Raw genomic sequence first — 20,964 nt, 5'->3', positions numbered from 1 at the left:
CGGATGATGGTGCAGGCGGTCGGGGTGGGCCCGGCGCCCGCGGCCCCGTCCGGGGACTGGCAGGCGGAGGAGATGGACGAGGAGGTCGGCCTTCTCTCCTTCGACCTCGACCAGGTCACCTCGGCGCTCGGCACCTTCGCCGAAGGAGTCACCTCGGCGCTGCGCAGGGCGCAGCCGGACCGGCTCACCGTGGAGTTCGGCTGCCAGGTCGGGGTGGAGACCAGCGGGCTGATCGCCCTGATCACCAAGGGCTCCGTGGACGCCAATCTCACCGTCACCATGGAGTGGGACCGGTCGGTGGCCGACCCCCGGCAGCCGGACGAGCCCCGTGGCACCACCGGCTGAGCCCGCGGGCGCCCCGGCGGAGGACACCGGGGCCTGGGAGCGGCTCAAGGCGGCGCTGAGGACGGCGACCGTCGCCCTGGAGAGTTCCCGGCCGGGCGCCCGGGACACCGGTACCGGGTTCTTCGTCGGCCCCGGGCTGGTACTGACCTGTGCCCATGTCGCCCTGCCCGGCGGTCTCGCGCCCTCGGCCGTCCGGGGCAGGTGGCGCAGGGGCACCACGGGCATCCCGCTCGTCTTCTCCGTCGACGACATGGAGGTCAGACCGTTCGACGGCGGGCGCGGCCCCGATCTGGCACTGCTGCGGGTGAGCGAGGGCGATCTCGGGGACCAGCCGTGCGCGGCCCTGTCCCGGGGGCTGGCCCGCCCGCCCGAGGGGCAGCGGCTGCACGCGTACGGCCACCCGGGCCACGACTACTCGGGCGGCGACGCCTTCGGACTGCGGGTCGTCGGCGGCTCCTGGCACAAGAACGGCGCCGAACTGCTGAAGGTCGGCGGCTCGGAACTGTGGCGGGGCGCCAGCGGTTCACCGGTGATCGACCCGGGCTCCGGCTGTGTCATCGGGGTCGTACGCGCCAAACAGCGAGGGACCGATCCCACGGCTGACCACGAGGCCCGGCTGGTGCCCGCCCCGGTGGTGTGGGACACCTTCCCCGCGCTGGCGGAGGAGCAGCGGCTGGGGTGGGAGCCGCTGGAACGGTGGCTCGCGCTGCTCTCCGACGAGCAGTTGCGGCAGGGCAACTGGCGGACGCCCGGCCCCCGGCTCAAGGGCTATCTGACCGTCCTGCACGAGGCCACCGCCCGGCACAGCTATGTGGATGTCCTGCACACCGTCCTGTCCGGGCGCTCCGGTGGCGCGCGCCGTCCGCTCCCGGCCGGTGACATCCGGGTGCCGGTACGGGCCAGACCGGGGCACGGCCCGGAGGCCGGGGACCCGGAGGCCGGGGGTCCGCAGGTCGAGGGCCCGGAGGCCGGGTCCCCGGAGCGAGCCGGTCCCCGGCGTACCGGCGAGACGGGTGGCCCCTGCCGTCCCGTGGACTCCACGGCGCTGCTGGCGGGCGCGCATGTCGTGGGCGAGGCGGGCACCGGCAAGTCGACGCTGCTGCGCACGGTCGCCCGCGACTGGGCGCGTCAGTGGCTGAACGGCACGGTCGGCGACTACGTACCCGTCTACGCGGCGGCGCCCGTGATGGCCCGCGGTATCGGCAACGACCCCTGGGATCCGCTGGGCTGGCTCGCGCGCGCCGTGAGCCGTGATCTGAGCGCCGCCGCCGGGCGGTGCGCCGGGACCGTACGGCTCGGCACACCGGTGCTGCCGCTGCCGGACGTGTTCAGGAACCCGCCCTTCCCGGCCCGCAAATGGCTGCTGCTGGTGGACGGGGTGGACGAGGTCGGCAGCCCCGAGCAGCGCCGCCAGATCCAGAACGCGCTGGTCGCCTTCGCCAACTCCCCCCATTTCACCGTGGTTCTCACCAGCCGGGACCCGCTGTGGTTCCACGGCATCGAGGGGGCGGGGCTGGAGAGCCTGCGGCTGTGCCGGCTGAGCGAGGAGGGGCGCGCGGATCTGGCGGAGAAGTGCCTCGCGGCGTTCGGAACCGGCTCCCGGGGCGGGGGCCGGGCGGCCGAGGGGTTCCTCCGGGAGCTGGAGCGCTTCGGTCTCGCGGAGCTGGCGATGCGTCCGATGTTCTGTGTGGTTCTGTGCGCGGTCTACGCCGACAGCGGATCGAGCGGCCTGGAGGGCGGCCGTTTCCGGCTGTTCGAGCGGCTGACGGGGATTCTCCTCGACGGCGCGGCCGAGGGGACGAACCCGTTGCCCGCCTCCCGTGAGGAGCTGCGCGCCCTGCTCGCCGCGCACGCGGCCGAGCTGCGTGAGCCCCGGTTCGGACTGCGGCCGACCCTGAACGAGCTGATCGGCGCGATGCCGTCGCGGCGGCTCGCCGGGCCCGGTGACGATCCCTGGGTGCCGTCCGTCCGCGCGTATCTGCACAGCACCGGGCTCATCTCCCCCGACGCGCCCGACGACCAGCCCTTCAGCCATGAACTGCTCGTGGACTACTTCGCCGCGCGCGCGTGGGCGCGGCACACGGCGGCGGACGCCCGGGCGGTCCGGCAGGTCGCCGAGGACTGTATGAAGCGGGAGAGGGAGTCGTACGCGCTCTTCCGTGCCGCGCACCTGCTGACGGTGGCTCCCGGGGTGATCGCCGACGAGCTGGGGTCCTGGTCCGGGCGGCGGCGCAACCAGGCGGCCGTGATGATCGCCAAGCTGGCGGCGGAGGCGGCCCCGGTGCCGCCGGAGCTGCTGACGGCGACGGCGGCGGCCCTGCGGCGCTTCTCGCGCCGGGCCGGGCCCGCGAAGACCCCACCGCGGCGCTCCCCCGAGCTGCCGGACTCCCCGGGGTGGCCCGCGTGGGCGGCGGCGGTGCTCCCCGTCGTGGAATCGGCGGCCGGGGCGGGCAGGGCGTCCGGGGATCGCCGGAAAGGCTGATCCCGGTGCCCGCCCGGGAGGGCGGGCACCGGGACGCGGTGCCGGCGGCGCCGCTCAGAGCGCGGCGAGGCGCTCCAGCGGGAACGGCGGCTGGGCCAGGGGGCGTACCGCCAGCCTGGTCAGCGGCAGGGCGTTGTCGTCGCCCGCCGTACGGTTGGCGTGGATCACCCCGCAGCCGGTGCAGCGGTGGACGAGCACCCATTCGCCGTCGCCGCGTACGGAGATGGCGAGCGGTTCCATCCGGGCTCCGCAGTCGGCGGCCCGGTCGCCCGGGGTGTCGTCGAGATGACGGCTCCACAGACAGTTGGGGCAGTGGTTGCGGTGTCCGGTGCCCGCGGCGGTCATCGGAACATCGAGACCGCAGTGGAGGCAGCGGAAGGTGGTGGCGCGGGCTTCGGTGCGGGCGCGCCGGGATCTGTTGCGTGACATCGGTGACACGACTCCTGTGTGATGCGCGGTGGTGAGGTCGGCTCTCGACTCGACTCCGGCTCGCACGAGGGAGTTCATCACGCGGACGCGGATGTCCTTCCCCGATGGCGAGAACGGTTCCGCGCGGCCCAGCTCATACAAGCACCACTCTCCACATACAGGCAGTCATACAGATGTCCGGTCGACCCGCTCATGAGACCGCGCGGACCACGGGCCCCGCAACCGGTTTTCCCCGGCCCGGCCCGGGGCCATGCTCGCCGGAGCCCGGGGGCGGGGAGGGGCCGGTGCGCGGGCCGGAGCCTTCGGCGCGGGCGCCGGGGTCCGCGGTCTCGTGGTGGATCGGGGTGCGGGCGCCCGTCAGGGGCACCCCGCTGCCGCCGCGCCGGACGGCGACGATCTCCGCCGCGATCGACAGGGCCGTCTCCTCGGGCGTACGGGCGCCGAGGTCGAGGCCGATGGGGCTGTGGAGCCCCGCCAGTTCGCGTTCGGTGACCCCGGCCTCCCGCAGCCGCCGCACACGGTCCTCGTGCGTACGGCGGGAGCCCATCGCGCCGACGTAGGCGACGGGGAGCCGCAGCGCCAGTTCGAGGAGGGGTACATCGAACTTGGCGTCATGGGTGAGGACGCACAGGACCGTACGGGAGTCGACTCCCGTGGACCGCAGATAGCGGTGCGGCCAGTCGACGACGACCTCGTCCGCCCCGGGGAAGCGGTCCCTGGTGGCGAAGACGGGCCGGGCGTCGCAGACGGTGACATGGTGGCCGAGGAACTTCCCCGCCCCGACCAGCGCGGAGGCGAAGTCGACGGCACCGAAGACGATCATGCGCGGGGGCGGGACGCTGGACTCGACCAGCAGGGTCAGCGCGCCCCCGCACCGGCCGCCGTCCACGCCGGTCACGACCGTCCCCGTCCGCCCCGCGTCCAGCAGCGCCGCCGCCTCGCCCGCCGCCGCCCGGTCGAGCGCGGCCCGCCCGCCGAGCGTCCCCTCGTACGCGCCCCCGGGGCGGACGAACAGGGCGCGGCCCAGCAGTTCGCCGGGCCCCTCCACGACCCTGACCAGCGCGGCGCTCTCCCCCCGTGCGGCGGCGGACAGCGCCCGGGCCACGACCTCCCGCTGCTCCGTCACCGGCGCCCGTCCGCCGGCCTTCTCACCGGCGGAGCCCGGGGGCGGCGCCGGGACCGGGGTCACCAGGATGTCGATCACTCCCCCGCAGGTCAGGCCCACGGCGAACGCGTCCCCGTCGTCGTATCCGAAGCGCTCCCGTACGGTCCGGCCGTCCCGGAGCGCCTGGCGGCACAGTTCGTACACCGCGCCCTCCACACACCCTCCGGAGACCGAGCCGATCGCCGCCCCCTCACCGTCCACGGCCAGCGCGGCGCCCGGCTGCCGGGGCGCGCTGCCGCCGACGGCCACCACGGTGGCGACGGCGAACGGCTTCCCCTGCCCGGCCCACAGGTTCAGCCCCTCGGCGATGTCCAGCATGTGGCTCTCCTTCACGGTGTACGGGACCCGGGACCCGGGACCCGGGACCCGGGACCCGGGACGGGGGGAGCAATCCCCGGCGACTCGGGCCATGGGCGGCTCCTCCACGCTCCGGGCCGGCCCCCGACCGGGCGCGGAGCCCGCCGCCTTGCGCCGGGTACACCGTCCGGTGCCGGGGGTGAGCCGCGCCGATCGGCGGTTCATCGTCGGTTCAGGCCGTGCCGGTCAGATGCTCCGGCCGTACGGGCGTACGGTTCAGCTCCAGTCCCGTCGCGGCGCGGATCGCCGCGAGGACGGCGGGGGTCGACGACAGGGTGGGCGCCTCGCCGACCCCGCGCAGCCCGTACGGCGCGTGGTCGTCGGCGAGTTCGAGCACATCGACGGGGATGGCCGGGGTGTCGAGGATCGTGGGGATCAGATAGTCCGTGAAGGACGGGTTGCGTACCTTCGCGGTCCCGGGGTCGACGAGGATCTCCTCCATCACGGCGATGCCCAGCCCCTGGGTGGTGCCGCCCTGGATCTGGCCGATGACGGACAGCGGGTTGAGGGCCTTGCCGACGTCCTGGGCGCAGGCCAGTTCGACGACCTTCACCAGTCCCAGTTCGGTGTCGACCTCCACGACCGCGCGATGGGCGGCGAAGGAGTACTGCACATGGCCGTCGCCCTGCCCGGTGACGCGGTCGAAGGGCTCGGTGGGCCGGTGCCGCCACTCCCGCTCGATGTCGACCGCCTCCTCGCCCAGCACCTCGGCGAGATCGGCCAGGACCTCACCTCCGCCGGTGACCACCTTGCCGCCTTCGAGCAGCAGTTCGGCGGTGGCCCACGCGGGGTGGTACGGGCCGAACCGGCGGCGGCCCAGCTCCAGGACCTTCTCGCGTACCGCCTGGCAGGTGTTCCTGATCGCGCCGCCGGTGACATACGTCTGCCGGGACGCGGAGGTGGAGCCCGCCGAGCCCACCCGGGTGTCGGCGGGCAGGATGGTGACCTGGGCGACCCCCAGTTCGGTGCGGGCGATCTGTGCGTGGACGGTGACTCCGCCCTGGCCGACCTCGGCCATCGCCGTGTGCACGGTCGCGACGGGCACCCCGCCGATGACCTCCATGCGCACCCGGGCCGTCGAGTAGTCGTCGAAGCCCTCGGAGAAGCCCACGTTCTTGATGCCGACCGCGTAGCCGACGCCCCGTACGACGCCTTCGCCGTGGGTGGTGTTGGAGAGTCCGCCCGGCAGGGCGCGTACATCGGCGGCGCCGCCCGCGCTCTCCCACTGGCGCTCGGGCGGCAGCGGGCGGGCCTTGACCCGGCGGAGCAGTTCGGCGACGGGCGCCGGGGAGTCCACCCGCTGGCCCGTCGGCATGATCGTGCCCTGTTCCATGGCGTTGAGCTGCCGGAACTCCACCGGATCCATCCCGAGGGCGGCGGCGAGCCGGTCCATCTGGGCCTCGTAGGCGAAGCACGCCTGGACCGCGCCGAAGCCGCGCATCGCGCCGCAGGGCGGGTTGTTGGTGTAGAGGGCGATCGCCTCGATGTCGACGTCGTCGACGGCGTACGGCCCCACCCCCAGCGAGGAGGCGTTGCCGACGACCGCCGGGGAGGCGGAGGCGTAGGCGCCGCCGTCCAGCACGATCCGGCACCGCACATGGGTGAGACGGCCGTCCCGGGTGGCGCCGTGCTCATAGGTGAGCCTGGCGGGGTGGCGGTGGACATGGCCGAAGAAGGACTCGAACCGGTTGTAGACCATCTTGACGGGCCTGCCGGTGCGCAGGGCGAGCAGACAGGCGTGGATCTGCATCGACAGGTCCTCGCGCCCGCCGAAGGCGCCGCCGACACCGGAGAGGGTCATCCGCACCCGGTCCTCGGGCAGTCCGAGCACGGGCGCGATCTGGCGGAGGTCGGAGTGCAGCCACTGGGTGGCCACATACAGGTCCACCCCGCCGTCGTCGGAGGGGACGGCGAGCCCGGACTCGGGGCCGAGGAACGCCTGGTCCTGCATGCCGAAGACGTACTCGCCCCGGATGATCACATCGGCGCGCTCCGCCGCCTTCGCCGCGTCGCCCCGGACGATCGGCTGACGGTGCAGGATGTTCGGGTGCGGCACCTGGCCGCTGTGGTGGTCGTCGCGGTCCTCGTGGACCAGGACCGCGCCGGGCGCGGTGGCGGACTCCTCGTCGGTGATCAGGGGCAGTTCGGCGTACTCGACGCGGATCCTCGCCGCCGCGCGGCGCGCGGTCTCGGGGTGGTCGGCGGCCACGAGGGCGACCGGCTCGCCGTGGTGGCGGACCTTGCCGTGGGCGAGGACGGGCGTGTCCCGGATCTCCAGCCCGTAGTGCTTCACGGCGGCGGGCAGATCGTCGTACGTCAGCACGGCGCGCACGCCCGGGGTCGCGAGCGCGCCGGTGATATCGAGGGACCGGATCTCGGCGTGGGCGACGGTGGAGCGGAGCGTATGGCCCCACAGCATGTCCTCGTGCCACATGTCGGAGGAGTACGCGAACTCCCCGGTCACCTTCAGGGTGCCGTCGGGGCGGAGCGTGGACTCGCCGATGCCGCCCCGGGTCCGGGAGCCCTGGGTGAGGCCGGCGGGGGTGCCCGTGGTGGCCATCAGAACGCCCCCTCCCGGCGCGCGGACGCCAGCCGGACGGCGTCGAGGATCGTCCCGTAGCCGGTGCAGCGGCAGAGGTTCCCGGAGAGCGCCTCCCGGATGTCGGCGTCGGAGGGCCGGGCGTTGCGTTCCAGCAGGTCGTCGGCGGCGACCACGAGGCCGGGGGTGCAGAAACCGCACTGGACGGCTCCCGCGTCGATGAACGCCTGCTGGACGGGCGAGAGCGCCGGCGGCCCGGCGTCCTCTCCGGCGGGGATGCCCCCGAGGTCCGGGGCGGCTGGGTGCGGGGCGCCGAGCTCCGGGGCGGCGGGGTCCCGGGCGCCGGAATCGGCCGTACGGGAGTGGCCGGGGCCGTCCGGGGGTGAGCCGTCACGCGTGGGCGAGCCCCCGCCCGTACCGGAAGGCGAGGTGCCGGAGCCCGGCGCCGTACCGGACCCCGAAGGGGTGCCCGTGCCGTCGGCGGTCCACCGGCGGGCCTCCTGGAGCGAGGTGCCGCCGGAGGGCGCGCCGCGTCCCCGGTCGCGCTGACGGGCGTAGTCGGCGAGGCCCTCGACCGTCACGATCTCGCGGCCCTCCGCCTGGCCCGCGGCGACCAGACAGGAGCAGACCGGGACCCCGTCGAGGCGGACCGTGCAGGAGCCGCACTCGCCCTGTTCGCAGGCGTTCTTGGAGCCCGGGAGGCCCATGCGCTCGCGCAGCACGTACAGCAGGCTCTCGCCCTCCCACACATCGTCGGCCTCCTGCCGGCGGCCGTTGACCGTGAACGTCACTCGCATCAGGCGGCTCCCTCGGTGGCGCGGGCGGTGCCGCGGTAGGACTCCCAGGTCCAGGTCAGGGTGCGGCGGGCCATGACGCCGACCGCGTGGCGGCGGTAGGCCACCGTGCCCCGGACGTCGTCGATGGGGGCGCAGGCGGCCGCCGCCAGCACGGCGAACTGCCGGGCCACGGACGGTGTGATGATCTTCCGGCTCTCCCAGAAGCCGCCCTCGTCGAGGGCGGCGCCGAGGAACTCCTCGGCCGCCGACGCCCTGATCGGGGTCGGCGCCGCGGACCCGATGCCCGTCCGTACCGTACGGGTCCGGGGGTGCAGGGCGAGCCCGAAGGCGCACACGGCGATCACCATGGCGTTGCGCGTACCCACTTTGGAGTACTGCTGAGGGCCGTCGGCCCGGTCGATGTGCACGGCCCTGATCAGTTCGTCGGGGGCGAGCGCGTTGCGCTTCACCCCCGTGTAGAACGCGTCGATGGGGATACGGCGGGTGCCGCGCACCGAGGCCACCTCCACCTCGGCGCCCGCGGCGAGCAGCGCGGGGTGGGCGTCCCCGGCCGGGGACGCGGTGCCGAGATTGCCGCCGACGCCTCCTCGGTTGCGGATCTGGGGGGACGCCACGGTGTGGGAGGCGAGGGCGAGGCCCGGCAGTTCGGCCCGCAGATTCTCCATCACGGCGGTATACGGGACCGAGGCCCCCAGCCGGACGGTCCGGGCGCCGACCTCCCACTCCCCCAGTTCGCCGATGCGGTTCAGGTCCATGAGGTACTCGGGCCTGCGGTGGTCGAAGTTGATCTCGACCATCACATCGGTGCCTCCCGCGATGGGCACCGCGGTGGGGTGCTCGGCCTTGGCGGCGAGCGCCTCGTCCCAGCTGGCGGGGCGGAGGAAGTCCATGAACGGCTCTTTCTCTTCTCACTCATTCGGGGAGGGGCGCCGCATCGGAGGCCGTACGGCGGGCGGGTGCGGTTCCGGGACGGCCGGCCCCGGCCGGCGGTCCGGGCGCCGCGTCCACGCCTGTTCATGTGCTGTTCACGCTCGGTGGGCCCAGTACACAAGGAGCGCTCCGGGCGGTGCAGTCACCGAAACCATGAAGGAGTTGGCTGGTCTCCTTTCCTGTCTTGTAGATTCGGACGAAAAGCGGGCAACGGCAACACCACCGTTCCCCCATGGAAACCGTGGCCCCGGCCACCGGCAACAACGAGACAGATCGGCGGCGACGGATGCGGCTGCGCGCACTGCTGGACAACGACGCGCTGGGGTTGCGGCTGCTCGGCGGCGAGGCGGAGCTGGACCGCGGGGTGCGCGGGGTGATGACCACCGATCTGCGGGATCCCAGCCGCTATCTCTCGGGGGGCGAACTGGTGCTGACGGGGCTCGCCTGGCGGCGCTCGCCCGAGGACTCGGAGGCGTTCGTCAGAATTCTCGCGGGCGCGCAGGTCGCGGGACTGGCCGCGGGCGAGGCGGAACTGGGCAGTGTCCCGGAGGATCTGGTGGCGGCGTGTTCCCGCCATCGGCTGCCGCTGTTCGCCGTCCATGAGTCCGTTGCTTTCGCAACGATCACCGAGTTTGTCGTACGCCGGGTGTCGGGCGAGCGCGCGGGCGACCTGGCGGCCGTGGTGGACCGGCACAGGCGGCTGATGACCCCGGGTCCGGCGGGCGGCGGGCCCGAGGCCGTGCTCGATCTCCTCGGCTCCGACCTGGATCTGCGCGCCTGGGTGCTCTCCCCCACCGGCCGCCGGATCGCGGGTCCGGGGGAAGTACTGCCCGCGTCCGTGAGCACCGCTCTCGCGGGAGAGCACCTGTCCGCCACGCGCACCGGACGGCCGGGGCCGCACCGGGCGACCGTGGAGGGAACCGTCTACTCCCTCTTCCCGATCCGCAACACCGGCCACGGGGGCGCCCCCTCCCGCGATGTGCGCGAGAGCGTGCTGTCCGACTGGCTGCTCGCGGTCGAGGCCGACGCGGGCGACTGGCCCCGGGCCCGGCTCGACCTCCTCCAGGGCGTCACCCAGTTGATCGCCGTGGAACGCGACCGGCGCGATGCCGCCCGCACCGTCCGCAGAAGGCTCGCGCAGGAGGTCCTGGAGCTGGTCCAGACGGCGGCCGCGCCCGCGGAGATCGCCGCGCGGCTGCGGCTGGCCGCACCGGTCCTGCTGCCGGGCGCCGGCAACGCGCCGCACTGGCAGGTCGTGGTCGCCCGGGTCGACTGGGGGCAGGACGGCCCGCCGGCCGAGGCCGGGCCGGTGGCCCGGTCGCTGCTGGAGGAGATCCTCGTCGACCGGCCCCCGGGGCCCGGGGCCCGCTCGGGGGAACGGCCGCCCGGTGCCGACGCGTCCGACCGGATCGCCGTCGCCCATACGGGTGAGGAGGCGGTCGCCCTCGTACCGCTGCCCGCCCTTCCGCCGACCGGGGACACCCCCGCCTCGGAGGAGGGCCTGCACGCGGACGAGCTGCTCGACGCCGTACGCGGCCCGCTGTCGGCCGGCCTCGCGGACGACGGGCGCCTCACCCTCGGTGTCAGCGCGGCGGTCAGCTCGGCGGAGGGGCTCCGCGGGGCGCTGGAGGAGGCCCGGCACGCGCGCCGGGTGGCGGCGGCCCGCCCGGGCCGGGTCTGTGCGGCGGGCCACCACGAACTGGCGTCCCATGTCCTGCTGCTGCCGTTCGTGCCCGACGACGTCCGGCGCGCCTTCACCGCACGGCTCCTCGATCCCCTGCGGGAGTACGACCGCCGTCACCGCGCCGAGCTGATCCCGACACTGGAGGCGTTCCTCGCGAGCGACGGCTCCTGGACGCGGTGCGCCGCCCGGCTGCATCTGCATGTGAACACCCTGCGGTACCGGGTGGGCAGGATCGAGCAGCTCACGGGCCGCGATCTGTCCCGCCTGGAGGACAAGCTCGACTTCTTCCTGGCACTGCGGATGAGCTGACGCGTTTCCCGCGCGGGCGGGGGTCGGTCGTCGGCCGGCCCGGCGGGCGCGGGCCAACCGGACACGAGGTGCAGGGCGGACCGGGTCCGTACTGCCGAAGGCTCAGCCGCTGGTTCCCGCGCCCCGGGGTCAACTGCCCGTCGGCACCGCGCCCCGGGGTGAGCCGCCGGTCCATCCCGCACCCGGGGCTCGGCCACCGGTCCGCACCGCGCGGCTCCCGGGCGGGTCGCCCGGCTGGTACGGAGGCCGCCGTCCGCTTGCGCCGGCCCGGTCGCAACCCGTCGGGCCACGGTCCCGCGCCGTCGGCAGAGGCCGCCCGAACCCCGGGCCCGACCGGCCCGATCCACCGTTCCCCGGCGGCGGTGACCCGGATACGCCATCGGGCACGCCGTCCCCCCGGCGGGCGCGGCCACCGGACACGACGGGCGGGGCGGACCGGGTCCGTACCGCCGGAGGCTCAGCCGCCGTCCGGCCGGGCCTCGCCCCGCGCGCCCGCCTCCGTGGCCCCGGCAGGCCGGGCGGACCCACCCGTCCCCATGGATCCGGCGGACCCACCCGCTTCCGTAGCCCCGGTGGACTCACCCTTCCCCATCGGCCCGGCAGCACCGGCGGACCCGCCCGTTTCCGCGCTCGCATCGGTCTCCACCGGCTCCGTCGCCCCCGAGGGCCCGCCGGGCTCGGCCGACTCGGCAGGGCCGTTCGCCGGAAGGTGCCGCAGTCGCAGTGCGACCACCACCGCCGTGGCCGCCACGACCGCGCTCGCGATGGCCGCCGTCGCTCCCAGCCCCTGGCCGAACGCGTCGCGGGAGGCGTCGATCAGCGGCCCGGCCAGTTGGTCGGGCAGGGCTTCCGCGCTCTCGCGGGCCCCGGCGAGGGTGCTCCCGGCGGTGTCGGCGGCCTCGGCCGGGAGCCCCGGGGGCAGCCCGTCCTCGATCCCGGACCGGTAGACCGCCGTACCGAAACTGCCGAGCACGGCGACGCCCAGCGCGACGCCCAGTTCGCCGCTGCTCTCGGACAGGGCCGAGGCCGCTCCGGCCCGCTGTTCGGGCGCCGCGCTGATCACGAGGTCGGTACAGAGCGCGATCACCGGGCTGATCCCGAGGGCCACCAGGACATATCCGGTCTGGAGCAGGGCCAGATCGTCTCCGCCGACCCGGGTGAGGAGCCCGAAGCCCACGACGGCGAGCACCAGGCTGCCGGCGATGACGGCCGCCGGCCGCGCCCGGCGGACCAGGGCGGGGGCGACGAGCGAGCCGACGACGGTGGCCGCCGAGGCGGGCACCATCCACAGACCGGCCTCCATCGGGGAGAGGCCGAGCGCCTCCTGGAGGTACAGGGCGATGAACACCTGGGTGCCGCCGATCGCGAACAGCGCCAGCAGATAGGTGCCCAGGGAGGTGTTGATCACCCGGTCGCGCAGCAGACCGAGGTCGAGGAGGGGATCGGGGCGGGACTGGCGGCGGACGAAGAGCGCGCCGAGGGCGATCCCGGCCAGGGCGAAGAGCGCGGCCGTGAGGCCGGGACCGTGTGCCGCGACCTGCTTGACGGCGTACACCACGCCGAGCACCGAGGCCAGGGAGAGCGCCGCGCTGACGAGGTCGATCCGCCCGCCGTCGGGATCGCGGTACTCCGGCAGCAGGACGGGTCCCAGCGCGAGGAGCAGCAGCATGACGGGCACGCCCAGCAGGAACACCGACCCCCACCAGAAGAACTCCAGCAGCGCGCCGCCGAACAGCGGCCCGATCGTCGCTCCGACGGAGAAGCTGGTCATCACGACCGCGACGGCGAAGCGGCGCTGTCCGGAGTCCTGGAACATCACCCGTACCAGGGAGAGCGTGGAGGGCATCAGGGTCGCGCCGGCCAGTCCGAGCAGCGCCCGCGCCGCGATGAGCGTCTGCGCGCTGTCGGCGTACGCGGCGAGGACGGAGGCGACGCCGAAGAGCACCGCGCCGATCAGCAGCAGGCGCCTGCGGCCGAAGCGGTCCCCGGCCACGCCCAGCGGCACCAGCGCCCCCGCGATCAGAAAGCCGTAGATGTCCATGATCCACAGCAACTCGGCCGAGGTGGGGGCGAGATCGGCGCTCAGCCGGGGCACCGCCAGATAGAGGACGGTCATGTCCATGGAAATCAGCAGAGTGGGCAGCGCGAGAACGCCGAGCCCGATCCACTCCCGGCGCCCGGCCCGCGAAGACTCCATGGTCATCATGCGTTCTTTCCGTTCATCAGAAGGCGAGCGGGCAATAGGGCGGGACTTTACGCCCCGGACCACCAGGTGCGCACGGAATTTTCAACTCCGGAAGCGTTATGAGTCGATAACGACTTGAGCACGGCGTTGACCACTGCTTGACCCGAAATTGACAGTTAGGCAAGGCTCACCATATTTATGAGGACGTCCGTCATTTGTTCCCGCCCGCGGCCGGCTCCCCGTCCGGCCCGGTGCGGGTTGTTCAGGAGGCACTCATGCGACGTCCGCTCGTCCGCCGCGGCACCGCACTCGCCATATCCGCGCTGCTCCTTCCCGTACTCGCCGGCTGCGGCGGTTCGGACGACAAGAAGAGCGACAGCGACCCCAAGGCCAAGAGCACCGCACAGAGCACGGACGAGTTGGTCATCTACTCCGGGCGCAACGAGGAACTGATCTCCCCGATCATCGAGAAGCTGGAGAAGGCGACCGGCACCGAGGTCCAGGTCCGCTACGGCGACAGCGCCGAACTCGCCGCCCAGATCCTGGAGGAGGGCGACCGGACCAAGGCGGGCCTGTTCTTCTCGCAGGACGCCGGCGCCCTCGGCGCGCTCTCGCAGGCGGGCATGCTCGGGAAGATCCCGCAGAAGTCCCTGGACAAGGTCGACGCCGCCTTCCGCGGCGGCCAGGACGACTGGGTCGGCGTCTCCGGCCGCTCGCGTGTCATCGCGTACAACTCCAAGCAGGTCGACAAGGCCCCCGACAGCGTCAAGGACCTGACGAAGCCCGAGTGGAAGGGCAAGATCGGCTACGCGCCCACCAACGCCTCCTTCCAGGCGTTCGTCACCGGTATGCGCGTCCTGGAGGGCGACGAGGCCACCCTGAAGTGGCTCAAGGACCTCAAGGCCAACGGCGCCAAGGCGTACGCCAAGAACGGCGCCGTCCTGGACGCGGTGGACAAGGGCGAGGTCTCCCTCGGTCTGATCAACCACTACTACTGGTACGAGAAGGCCGCCGAGGTCGGCGCGGACAAGCTCACGGCGAAGATCCACTTCCTGCCGGGCGGCGACCCGGGCGCGCTGATCAACGTCGCGGGCGTCGGCGTCCTCAAGGAGGGCGGCCAGAGCGCCGCGGCCGAGAAGGCCGTCGACTATCTGCTCTCCGCCGAGGCCCAGACGTACTTCGCCGAGGAGACGAAGGAGTACCCGCTCGCGGCCGGAGTCACCTCCTCCGTGAAGGACCTCCCGCCGCTGGCCTCCCTCAAGGCCCCGAAGATCGACCTCGGGAAGCTGGAGTCCCTCCAGAAGACCCTGGAGATGCTCAAGGAAGCGGGCATGGTCTGACCGGTCCCGAGAGGACCGGGAGACACACCTTCCGTATGAGCATGAAGAGTTCACCCACCGTGCGCCGCCCGGCCGCCGCGTCCCCCGCGGCGGCCGGGCGGCGCCGTCCGCCGTTGGTCCTGCTGCTCCCCGCCACGGCGGCGGCGCTGATCGCGCTGCTGCCGCTCGGCTATCTCGGCGTACGCGCCCTGGAACGCGGCTGGGGCTTCGCCTGGGACATCGTCGCCGAGCCGCGCACGGGGGAACTGCTCGGCCGCAGCCTCTCACTGGCCGCGATCGTCGTCGCCGCATCCCTCGTGATCGGGATCTCCCTGGCCTGGCTGACCGTCCGCACCACGCTGCCCGGCCGCCGGGTCTGGGCGGTGCTGGCGACCCTGCCGCTGGCCGTGCCGAGCTATGTGGCCGCCTTCACCTGGATCTCGGCCGCTCCCTCGCTGGCGGGGCTGCCCGGCGCGGCGATCACCCTCACCTTCGCCTGTTTCCCGTACGTCTTCCTGCCGGTCGCGGCGACCCTGCGCGGAATCGATCCCGCGCAGGAGGAGGCGGCCCGCTCCCTGGGCAGCGGACCGCTGCGCACCTTCCTGCGGATCACCCTGCCGCAGCTGCGGCCCGCCGCGGCGGGCGGCGCGATCCTCGTCGCGCTGTACGTCCTCTCCGACTTCGGGTCGGTGTCGATCATGCGGTACGACACCTTCACCCGCGCCGTCCACTCCTCGTACCAGGCCAGCTTCGACCGGACCCCGGCCGCGGTGCTCGGCTGTGTGCTGGTCGCGATGACGGTGATCCTGGTGATGGCGGAGAACCGCACCCGGGGCCGCGCGGGACACTCCCGTACCGGCCGGGGCAGCGCGCGCCCGCCCGTGCGGCTCCGGCTCGGCCGGTGGACCGTGCCCGCGCTAGCCTGGTGCGGCGCGGTCGCCGCGGCGGCCGTCGCCTTCCCCCTCGCGACCCTCGGATACTGGCTCACCGTCGGCAACTCCGGCTGGGACCCCGAGCGGCTGTGGTCCGCCACCGTCGCCACGGTCACCGTCGCCGCCGCCGGGGCGGCCGTCACCACCCTGCTCGCCCTGCCGGTCGGGGTGCTGTCCGCGCGCTACCGGGGACGTCTCGCGGGACTGCTCGAACAGTCCGTGTACGCCGGTCACGCCGTGCCCGGGATCACCGTCGGACTGGCCCTGGTGTTCTTCTCCGTCCGCTACGCCTACCCGCTGTACCAGGAGCTGCCGCTCCTCATCGCCGCGTACGTCGTGCTGTTCCTGCCGGTCGCGGTGGCCTCGGCCCGCGCGGCCGTCCTCCAGGCGCCGCCGGTCCTGGAGGACGTGGCCCGATCCCTCGGCCGCTCCCCGCTGCGGGTCATGCGCGAGATCACCGTGCCGCTCGCGGCGCCCGGGATCGGCGCGGGCGCAGCCCTCACCTTCGTCGTCATCATGAAGGAGCTGCCAGCGACGCTGCTGCTGCGGCCGACCGGCACCGACACCCTCGCGACACGGCTGTGGACCGAGACCGGCGCGGGCGCCTTCGCCGGTGCCGCGCCCTACGCGGCGGCCATCGTCCTGATCGCCGCGATCCCCTCCTATCTTCTCGGAAGGCGCTCATGACCGCCACGGCCGGACTGCGCGTGAAGGCGCTGACCTCCTCGTACGGGCACGGTGTCCGGGTCCTCGACGACCTCGCCCTCGATGTGCCCGAGGGTGAACTCGCGGCCGTCCTCGGACCGTCGGGCTGCGGCAAGACCACCCTGCTGCGGGTCGTCGCGGGCTTTCTTGCGCCGGACTCGGGCGAGGTCGCCGTCGGCGGACGCACGGTGAGCGGACCCGGCGTCCATGTGCCGCCCGAGCGCCGGGGCGTCGGCATCGTCGCGCAGGAGGGAGCGCTCTTCCCGCATCTGAGCGTGGCCCGGAACGTGGCCTTCGGTCTCACCGGCTCGGCGCGGGCCGAACGGCGGTCCCGTACGGCCGAGATGCTGGAACTCGTCGGGCTCGGCGACTACGGCGACCGGATGCCGCACGAGCTGTCGGGCGGTCAGCAGCAGCGGGTGGCCCTCGCCCGCGCGCTGGCGCCCCGGCCCGCGCTGGTCCTCCTCGACGAGCCGTTCAACGCCCTCGACAGCGGTCTGCGGGCGGGGCTGAGGGCGGATATCCGGGGTGCGCTGCGCGCCGCCGGGGCGACCGCGCTCCTGGTCACCCACGACCAGGAGGAGGCCCTGTCGTCCGCCGACCGGGTCGCCGTCATCCGGGACGGGAGGGTCGTCCAGTCCGGTACGCCCCAGGAGCTGTACGCGCGTCCCGCGGACCCCTGGGTGGCCTCCTTCGTGGGCGAGGCGGTGCTTCTGCCGGGAACGGCGGACGGCGGCCGGGCGGTGACCGCGCTGGGCGCGGTGGCGCTCGCGGCCGGCGCGGGCCCGGCGGCGGGCGCGGGCACCCGGGGCACGGTCGTCCTGCGCCCCGAGCAGCTGCGCCTCTCCCCCGCCGGTACCGGCGCCGAGACCGGTGGCCCGGGCGCCGGCCCTTCGCGCGGCCGGGTGACGGAGGTCCGCTTCCACGGCCACGACGCGCTGGTCACGGTGGATGTGACGGGCGTGGGCACGGTGACGGTACGGGCCCCTGGGGGCACCGGTGCGGCCCCGGGCGACGAAACGACGGTCCACGTCACGGGCGAGGCGACCTTCCACCCGGAGGGTGCCTCGGCCTGAGCGCGGTGGGGCGGGAGGGCCCGAGGGACGGAGCCCGGCGGCGACACCGCGTCCGGCCGCGGATTCCCCACCGGAGGCCGCCTCGGTCCGGCACGGGCACGCACCGCGAGCGCCGAGGCGCAGCCCTCGCGGAGCGCGGTCCCGCGCACGGGCTCAGGCCGTCCGCTGCGGCGATGGGCCCGGGCTCCGGAGGGCCCGGGGTGACAGACCCGACTCCGGAGCCATGAGAGCGGACCGGGACCGCCCAGCACCCAGCCGGGGGTTGCCAACGAGTGGTCGCCCGAGCCCGGTGCGGAGATGGCCCCGTCCGAGCCCGGTCGGACGCGAGGGCCCGGGGTGACGGGACTCGGCCCGGAGCCACGGCACCGGACCGGCACCGGCACCAGCCCGGCCGCTGGCTCCCAGCCCATAGTCACCTCGGCCCAGCCCGAACGGGGCCCGGCCTGAGCGCGGGCAGCCCGGAGAGCCCGGGGTGACGGGCCCGCCCGGTGCGGCCCCGAGCCCGGCGAGCGCGGGCCGACCGGGGCTGCCCGGCCGGGCCGACGCCTACGCCCGGGACCCCACCGCCCCGAACGGACCGGGCCCGGATCCACGGCCCCGGCTACCGCAGCGGCACCGGCTCCTTCTCCGGCTCGGGGGCACGCCCCCGGTCCCGGGTCGCCGTCAGCAGGGCGGCGGCGCACGCGGCGGCGAGCAGGACGGCGAAGGCCACGGTCAGCGCGGTGGTGTAGCCGTGCACGGACGCGGCCCACGGGGAGGCGGCGGCGGCACGGCTCGCCGACCAGGACGCGGCGGAGCTCGCCGCGACGGAGTTGAACAGCGCGGTCCCGAGCGCGGCACCGAGCTGCATCGACGCGTTGTAGGCCGCGGACGCCGTTCCGATGTCATGGCCGCGCGTCCCCGCCGTCGCCAGTCCGGCGGTCGCGGCCATGACACAGCCGAGACCGAGCCCGGTCAGCAGGAGCGCGGGCGTCAGCCGGGACACCAGCACGTCCGTGTCGCCCGGGGTCAGCCGCGTGACCACGAACACCCCGGCCGCGGCGGCGAGCAGCCCGGGCACGACCAGCGCGACGGGCGGTACGCGCCCGAGCAGCCGACCGGCGAGGAACAGGGATCCGGCGACGGCCGCCAGGGCGTTGATGATCAGTGTGAGGCCCGCCTCGACGGGTGAGTACCCCAGCACGGTCTGGGTGTAGTAGCTCATGAAGAGGTAGAAGCCGAACATCGCCACGAACATCAGCGTGATGGCGACGAACGCCCCGGCCCGCATCCGGTCCAGGAGTACGCGCATGGGCAGCAGCGGATGCGAGGCCCGGACCTCGGCGGTCACGAACGCGGCCAGCAGCAGTCCGCCGGCCGCCAGCAGGCCCAGTACGGCCGGTGAACCCCAGCCGCGCGGTTCGGCCTCACTGAACGCGTAGACCACGACCGCGAAACCCGCCGCGCTGAGCAGTGCGCCCGGGACGTCGAGCCGTCCCCCGCCGCGCACCGGCCGGTCCCCGGGCACGAGTGTCGCCCCGAGCACGGCCGCCAGCGCGAGCGGGACATTGACGTAGAGGCACCAGCGCCAGCTCGCGTACTCGGTCAGCAGACCGCCCGCGATCAGGCCGACGGCCGATCCGGCGGCACCGACCGCGGCGAACACCCCGAACGCCCGGCCGCGTTCGCGCGGGTCGGTGAAGGTGATCGTCAGCAGCGACAGCCCCGCGGGCGCGAGCAGGGCGGCGAACACCCCCTGGAGGGCACGGGCCCCGAACAGCATCCCCGGGTTCACGGCCGCTCCGCCCAGCGCGGACGCCACGGCGAACCCGGCCAGTCCGACGGTGAAGGCGCGGCGGTGGCCGAGGGCGCCGCTGACCCGGCCGCCGATCAGCAGCAGCCCGCCGAAGGCCAGCAGATAGGCGGTGATCACCCAGTGCCGTCCCGCGTCGGACATGCCGAGCGCCCCCTGGGCGGACGGCAGGGCGATATTGACGATCGTCCCGTCCAGGACCACGAGCAGCTGGGCCGCGCTCACCGCGAGCAGGGTCCAGCGCCGATGCCCCCGACGGGCCCGGTCCTGCGTGTTGTTCTCCATCACTCCCCCATGTCTCGAACAATGTATGGGATTCCCTAACGTCGTTAGGGACGGCGAACACGGTACTACGCTGGCGGGACCGGTCACGGTGACCGGAAGGTCGAACGAGGTGCGATGAGCGGCGCGGAAAAGCAGCGTGACCAGCACGGACGTAAGGAAGTACGGAGTGTCTGGCTACGGCCCCGGCGCACCTCCCGCGGGGAGCCGCCGCTCACGCTCGGGCGTATCGTCGAGGCCGCCGTCGCCCTCCTCGACGAGGACGGGATCGAGCGGCTCACCATGCGGCGGCTCGCCGACCGGCTCGCCGTTGTCGCTCCCTCGCTCTATTGGCATGTCGACACGAAGGACGATGTGATCGACCTCGCCGTCGACGCGATCTTCGGTGAGGCGCCCCCCGGCGCGGGGCACGCGTCCCACTGGCGCGACGACGTCACCGCGGTGCTGTCCGCCTGGCGCTCCGCGCTGCTGCGGCACCCCTGGGCCGCCGCCGTGCCCGCGCGGCGGCGCCCGGCCATCGGACCGAACTTCCTCTCCTGGATGGAGATCCTCCAGGCGACCCTGGTCCGCGCCGGATTCACCGGAAGCGACCTCTCGGCGGCGACCTGGGCGCTCTACAACCATGTGATGGGGTCCGCGTCGACGCAGACCGCCCTGTACATCAGCGACGAGGAACGCCGCCTCGGCCAGGAGCAGTTGGGGGCCGCCGGGGACCGCTATCCGACGCTGGCCGCCCACGGGTATCTCTACGACGACGACTGGGACGGCGCCTTCACCACGGGCCTGGAGTATCTGCTCGACGGCCTGGAGGCCCGGCTCGACCGCCCTGGGGGACGGCCGGGGGCCGTCGAGGGCGACCAGGCGTGACCGGGCGCGGCCCACCTGACCGGAGCCGTTCGGCCCCGCGCCGCCACTCGACCGCGCTCCACCGCGAGGTCGATCCCACCTGCCCGCCGCCCGGGCCGCGGGTCCGTCGGCGAACGCCGGACGGGCTGGATGGATCACCCCCGCCCGCATCCCCGGACCGGCCCGGAACCTCGGACCACTCAACCCCGCTCCACCACAAGGCCCATCACACCAGCCCGCCACCCGGGCCACGGGTCCGTCCTCAAACGCCGGAGGGGCTGGATGGATCAACCCCGCCCGCAGACACCATCCGCCGAGGCCGGAGGGGCTGAGCGGCTCACCCCGCCCCCATCGCCGAACGGACCGGATGGTCCACCCCGCCCCCACCCGTGGGAACGACCGGCACGACCACGAGCCCCGCCGGCGAGAGAGGCGCGGGAGTCCGGAAAGCGCCCCGACGAGCGGACCCCTCCGTACCCCCGCCGTGATCACCGGCAGAGGTTCGAACCGGCCAATTCCCGCAGGCCCGGGAACTGGGGGCCGACCGAAAAGGGGTGCCCGGGAACGTCCGGCGGCCCCCGAGGGCGGACCGGCGGAAACCGGCCCGTGAGGCCGCAACCGGCGGTACGCGAGGGCGGCGGACCGGACCCCCGTGACCCGCCCACCTCGACAACACCCAGGCCGGGGCGCCGGAGCCCGCCCGCGGGCCTGCTCGGGATCCCCGTGATCACCCGTCAGAGGGATGGCGGAATGCGGTCTGCTGACGCCCGTCGGGCGCCCCGCGTACGCC

General features: G+C 74.2%; 14 protein-coding genes. 7 read left to right on the top strand and 7 right to left on the bottom strand.

The window, feature by feature from the left end; genetic code table 11:
- Positions 1-3: 3 nt before the first annotated feature.
- Together ACIBCM_RS10160 and ACIBCM_RS10155 are read left to right on the top strand one after the other, a co-directional pair.
- Positions 4-345, top strand: coding sequence for a CU044_2847 family protein (locus ACIBCM_RS10160; RefSeq protein WP_399241531.1), 342 nt, complete (start codon positions 4-6; stop codon positions 343-345).
- The gene (locus ACIBCM_RS10155) at positions 329-2,827 is read left to right on the top strand and encodes a trypsin-like peptidase domain-containing protein (RefSeq protein WP_399241530.1); all 2,499 of its coding nucleotides are present in this window, start codon (positions 329-331) and stop codon (positions 2,825-2,827) included. Before ACIBCM_RS10160 ends, ACIBCM_RS10155 begins: the two co-directional genes overlap by 17 nt.
- A gap of 54 nt (positions 2,828-2,881) precedes the next feature.
- Here ACIBCM_RS10155 and ACIBCM_RS10150 read toward each other — a convergent pair whose 3' ends face one another.
- The 5 genes from ACIBCM_RS10150 to ACIBCM_RS10130 all read right to left on the bottom strand — a co-directional run bounded on the left by ACIBCM_RS10150 (position 2,882) and on the right by ACIBCM_RS10130 (position 9,004).
- A complete protein-coding gene (locus ACIBCM_RS10150; RefSeq protein WP_399241529.1) occupies positions 2,882-3,256 on the bottom strand; it encodes an RNHCP domain-containing protein in 375 nt (124 codons plus the stop codon).
- A gap of 190 nt (positions 3,257-3,446) precedes the next feature.
- Positions 3,447-4,739 carry an XdhC family protein gene (locus ACIBCM_RS10145; RefSeq protein ID WP_399241528.1) on the bottom strand — a complete coding sequence of 431 codons (1,293 nt, stop codon included), beginning with the start codon at positions 4,737-4,739 and terminating at the stop codon, positions 3,447-3,449.
- A gap of 211 nt (positions 4,740-4,950) precedes the next feature.
- Positions 4,951-7,338, bottom strand: a complete 2,388-nt coding sequence (pucD, locus tag ACIBCM_RS10140; RefSeq protein ID WP_399241527.1) for a xanthine dehydrogenase subunit D — start codon at positions 7,336-7,338, stop codon at positions 4,951-4,953.
- Positions 7,338-8,114 (bottom strand): (2Fe-2S)-binding protein, encoded by a 777-nt coding sequence (locus tag ACIBCM_RS10135; RefSeq protein ID WP_399241526.1) that lies wholly within the window; start codon positions 8,112-8,114, stop codon positions 7,338-7,340. Before ACIBCM_RS10135 ends, pucD begins: the two co-directional genes overlap by 1 nt.
- On the bottom strand, positions 8,114-9,004 hold the full coding sequence (locus ACIBCM_RS10130; protein ID WP_399241525.1) for an FAD binding domain-containing protein: 891 nt from the start codon (positions 9,002-9,004) through the stop codon (positions 8,114-8,116). The genes ACIBCM_RS10135 and ACIBCM_RS10130 overlap by 1 nt, the downstream gene beginning before the upstream one ends.
- A gap of 326 nt (positions 9,005-9,330) precedes the next feature.
- On the opposite strand from ACIBCM_RS10130, the gene ACIBCM_RS10125 reads away from it, so the two are divergent.
- Positions 9,331-11,037: a PucR family transcriptional regulator gene (locus ACIBCM_RS10125; protein ID WP_399241647.1), complete on the top strand. Its 1,707-nt coding sequence runs from the start codon at positions 9,331-9,333 to the stop codon at positions 11,035-11,037.
- Positions 11,038-11,494: 457 nt separating this feature from the next.
- On the opposite strand, the gene ACIBCM_RS10120 is transcribed toward ACIBCM_RS10125, so the two are convergent.
- Entirely contained in the window at positions 11,495-13,243 is a 1,749-nt protein-coding gene (locus ACIBCM_RS10120) for an MFS transporter (protein WP_399241524.1), read from the bottom strand.
- 254 nt (positions 13,244-13,497) lie between these two features.
- Here ACIBCM_RS10120 and ACIBCM_RS10115 point away from each other — a divergent pair, with 254 nt between their 5' ends.
- Genes ACIBCM_RS10115 through ACIBCM_RS10105 form a run of 3 tightly spaced genes read left to right on the top strand, consistent with a single transcriptional unit; the run spans position 13,498 to position 17,254 of the window.
- Positions 13,498-14,562 (top strand): iron ABC transporter substrate-binding protein, encoded by a 1,065-nt coding sequence (locus ACIBCM_RS10115; RefSeq protein WP_399241523.1) that lies wholly within the window; start codon positions 13,498-13,500, stop codon positions 14,560-14,562.
- A 35-nt stretch (positions 14,563-14,597) separates the two neighbouring features.
- Positions 14,598-16,160 carry an ABC transporter permease gene (locus ACIBCM_RS10110; RefSeq protein WP_399241522.1) on the top strand — a complete coding sequence of 521 codons (1,563 nt, stop codon included), beginning with the start codon at positions 14,598-14,600 and terminating at the stop codon, positions 16,158-16,160.
- Positions 16,157-17,254 carry an ABC transporter ATP-binding protein gene (locus tag ACIBCM_RS10105; protein ID WP_399241521.1) on the top strand — a complete coding sequence of 366 codons (1,098 nt, stop codon included), beginning with the start codon at positions 16,157-16,159 and terminating at the stop codon, positions 17,252-17,254. The genes ACIBCM_RS10110 and ACIBCM_RS10105 overlap by 4 nt, the downstream gene beginning before the upstream one ends.
- Before the next feature lie 601 nt (positions 17,255-17,855).
- On the opposite strand, the gene ACIBCM_RS10100 is transcribed toward ACIBCM_RS10105, so the two are convergent.
- Entirely contained in the window at positions 17,856-19,331 is a 1,476-nt protein-coding gene (locus ACIBCM_RS10100) for an MFS transporter (protein WP_399241520.1), read from the bottom strand.
- A 114-nt stretch (positions 19,332-19,445) separates the two neighbouring features.
- Between ACIBCM_RS10100 and ACIBCM_RS10095 the strand changes: the two genes are divergently transcribed.
- A complete protein-coding gene (locus ACIBCM_RS10095) occupies positions 19,446-20,195 on the top strand; it encodes a TetR/AcrR family transcriptional regulator C-terminal domain-containing protein (RefSeq protein WP_399241519.1) in 750 nt (249 codons plus the stop codon).
- Positions 20,196-20,964 lie beyond the last annotated feature (769 nt).

The sequence above is a fragment of the Streptomyces sp. NPDC051018 genome (assembly GCF_044456085.1).
Taxonomy (GTDB): Bacteria; Actinomycetota; Actinomycetes; order Streptomycetales; family Streptomycetaceae; genus Streptomyces.
The sequence above is the reverse complement of the archived record's forward strand: the minus strand, read 5'-3'. Positions and strand labels throughout refer to the sequence as shown.

Coding starts and splice junctions, on each gene's coding strand:
- ACIBCM_RS10095 (WP_399241519.1), top strand. CDS start 19,446: ATGAGCGGCGCGGAAAAGCAGCGTGACCAGCACGGACGTAAGGAAGTA.
- ACIBCM_RS10105 (WP_399241521.1), top strand. CDS start 16,157: ATGACCGCCACGGCCGGACTGCGCGTGAAGGCGCTGACCTCCTCGTAC.
- ACIBCM_RS10130 (WP_399241525.1), bottom strand. CDS start 9,004: ATGGACTTCCTCCGCCCCGCCAGCTGGGACGAGGCGCTCGCCGCCAAG.
- ACIBCM_RS10100 (WP_399241520.1), bottom strand. CDS start 19,331: ATGGAGAACAACACGCAGGACCGGGCCCGTCGGGGGCATCGGCGCTGG.
- ACIBCM_RS10150 (WP_399241529.1), bottom strand. CDS start 3,256: ATGTCACGCAACAGATCCCGGCGCGCCCGCACCGAAGCCCGCGCCACC.
- ACIBCM_RS10115 (WP_399241523.1), top strand. CDS start 13,498: ATGCGACGTCCGCTCGTCCGCCGCGGCACCGCACTCGCCATATCCGCG.
- pucD (WP_399241527.1), bottom strand. CDS start 7,338: ATGGCCACCACGGGCACCCCCGCCGGCCTCACCCAGGGCTCCCGGACC.
- ACIBCM_RS10135 (WP_399241526.1), bottom strand. CDS start 8,114: ATGCGAGTGACGTTCACGGTCAACGGCCGCCGGCAGGAGGCCGACGAT.
- ACIBCM_RS10120 (WP_399241524.1), bottom strand. CDS start 13,243: ATGATGACCATGGAGTCTTCGCGGGCCGGGCGCCGGGAGTGGATCGGG.
- ACIBCM_RS10110 (WP_399241522.1), top strand. CDS start 14,598: ATGAGCATGAAGAGTTCACCCACCGTGCGCCGCCCGGCCGCCGCGTCC.
- ACIBCM_RS10160 (WP_399241531.1), top strand. CDS start 4: ATGATGGTGCAGGCGGTCGGGGTGGGCCCGGCGCCCGCGGCCCCGTCC.
- ACIBCM_RS10125 (WP_399241647.1), top strand. CDS start 9,331: ATGCGGCTGCGCGCACTGCTGGACAACGACGCGCTGGGGTTGCGGCTG.
- ACIBCM_RS10145 (WP_399241528.1), bottom strand. CDS start 4,739: ATGCTGGACATCGCCGAGGGGCTGAACCTGTGGGCCGGGCAGGGGAAG.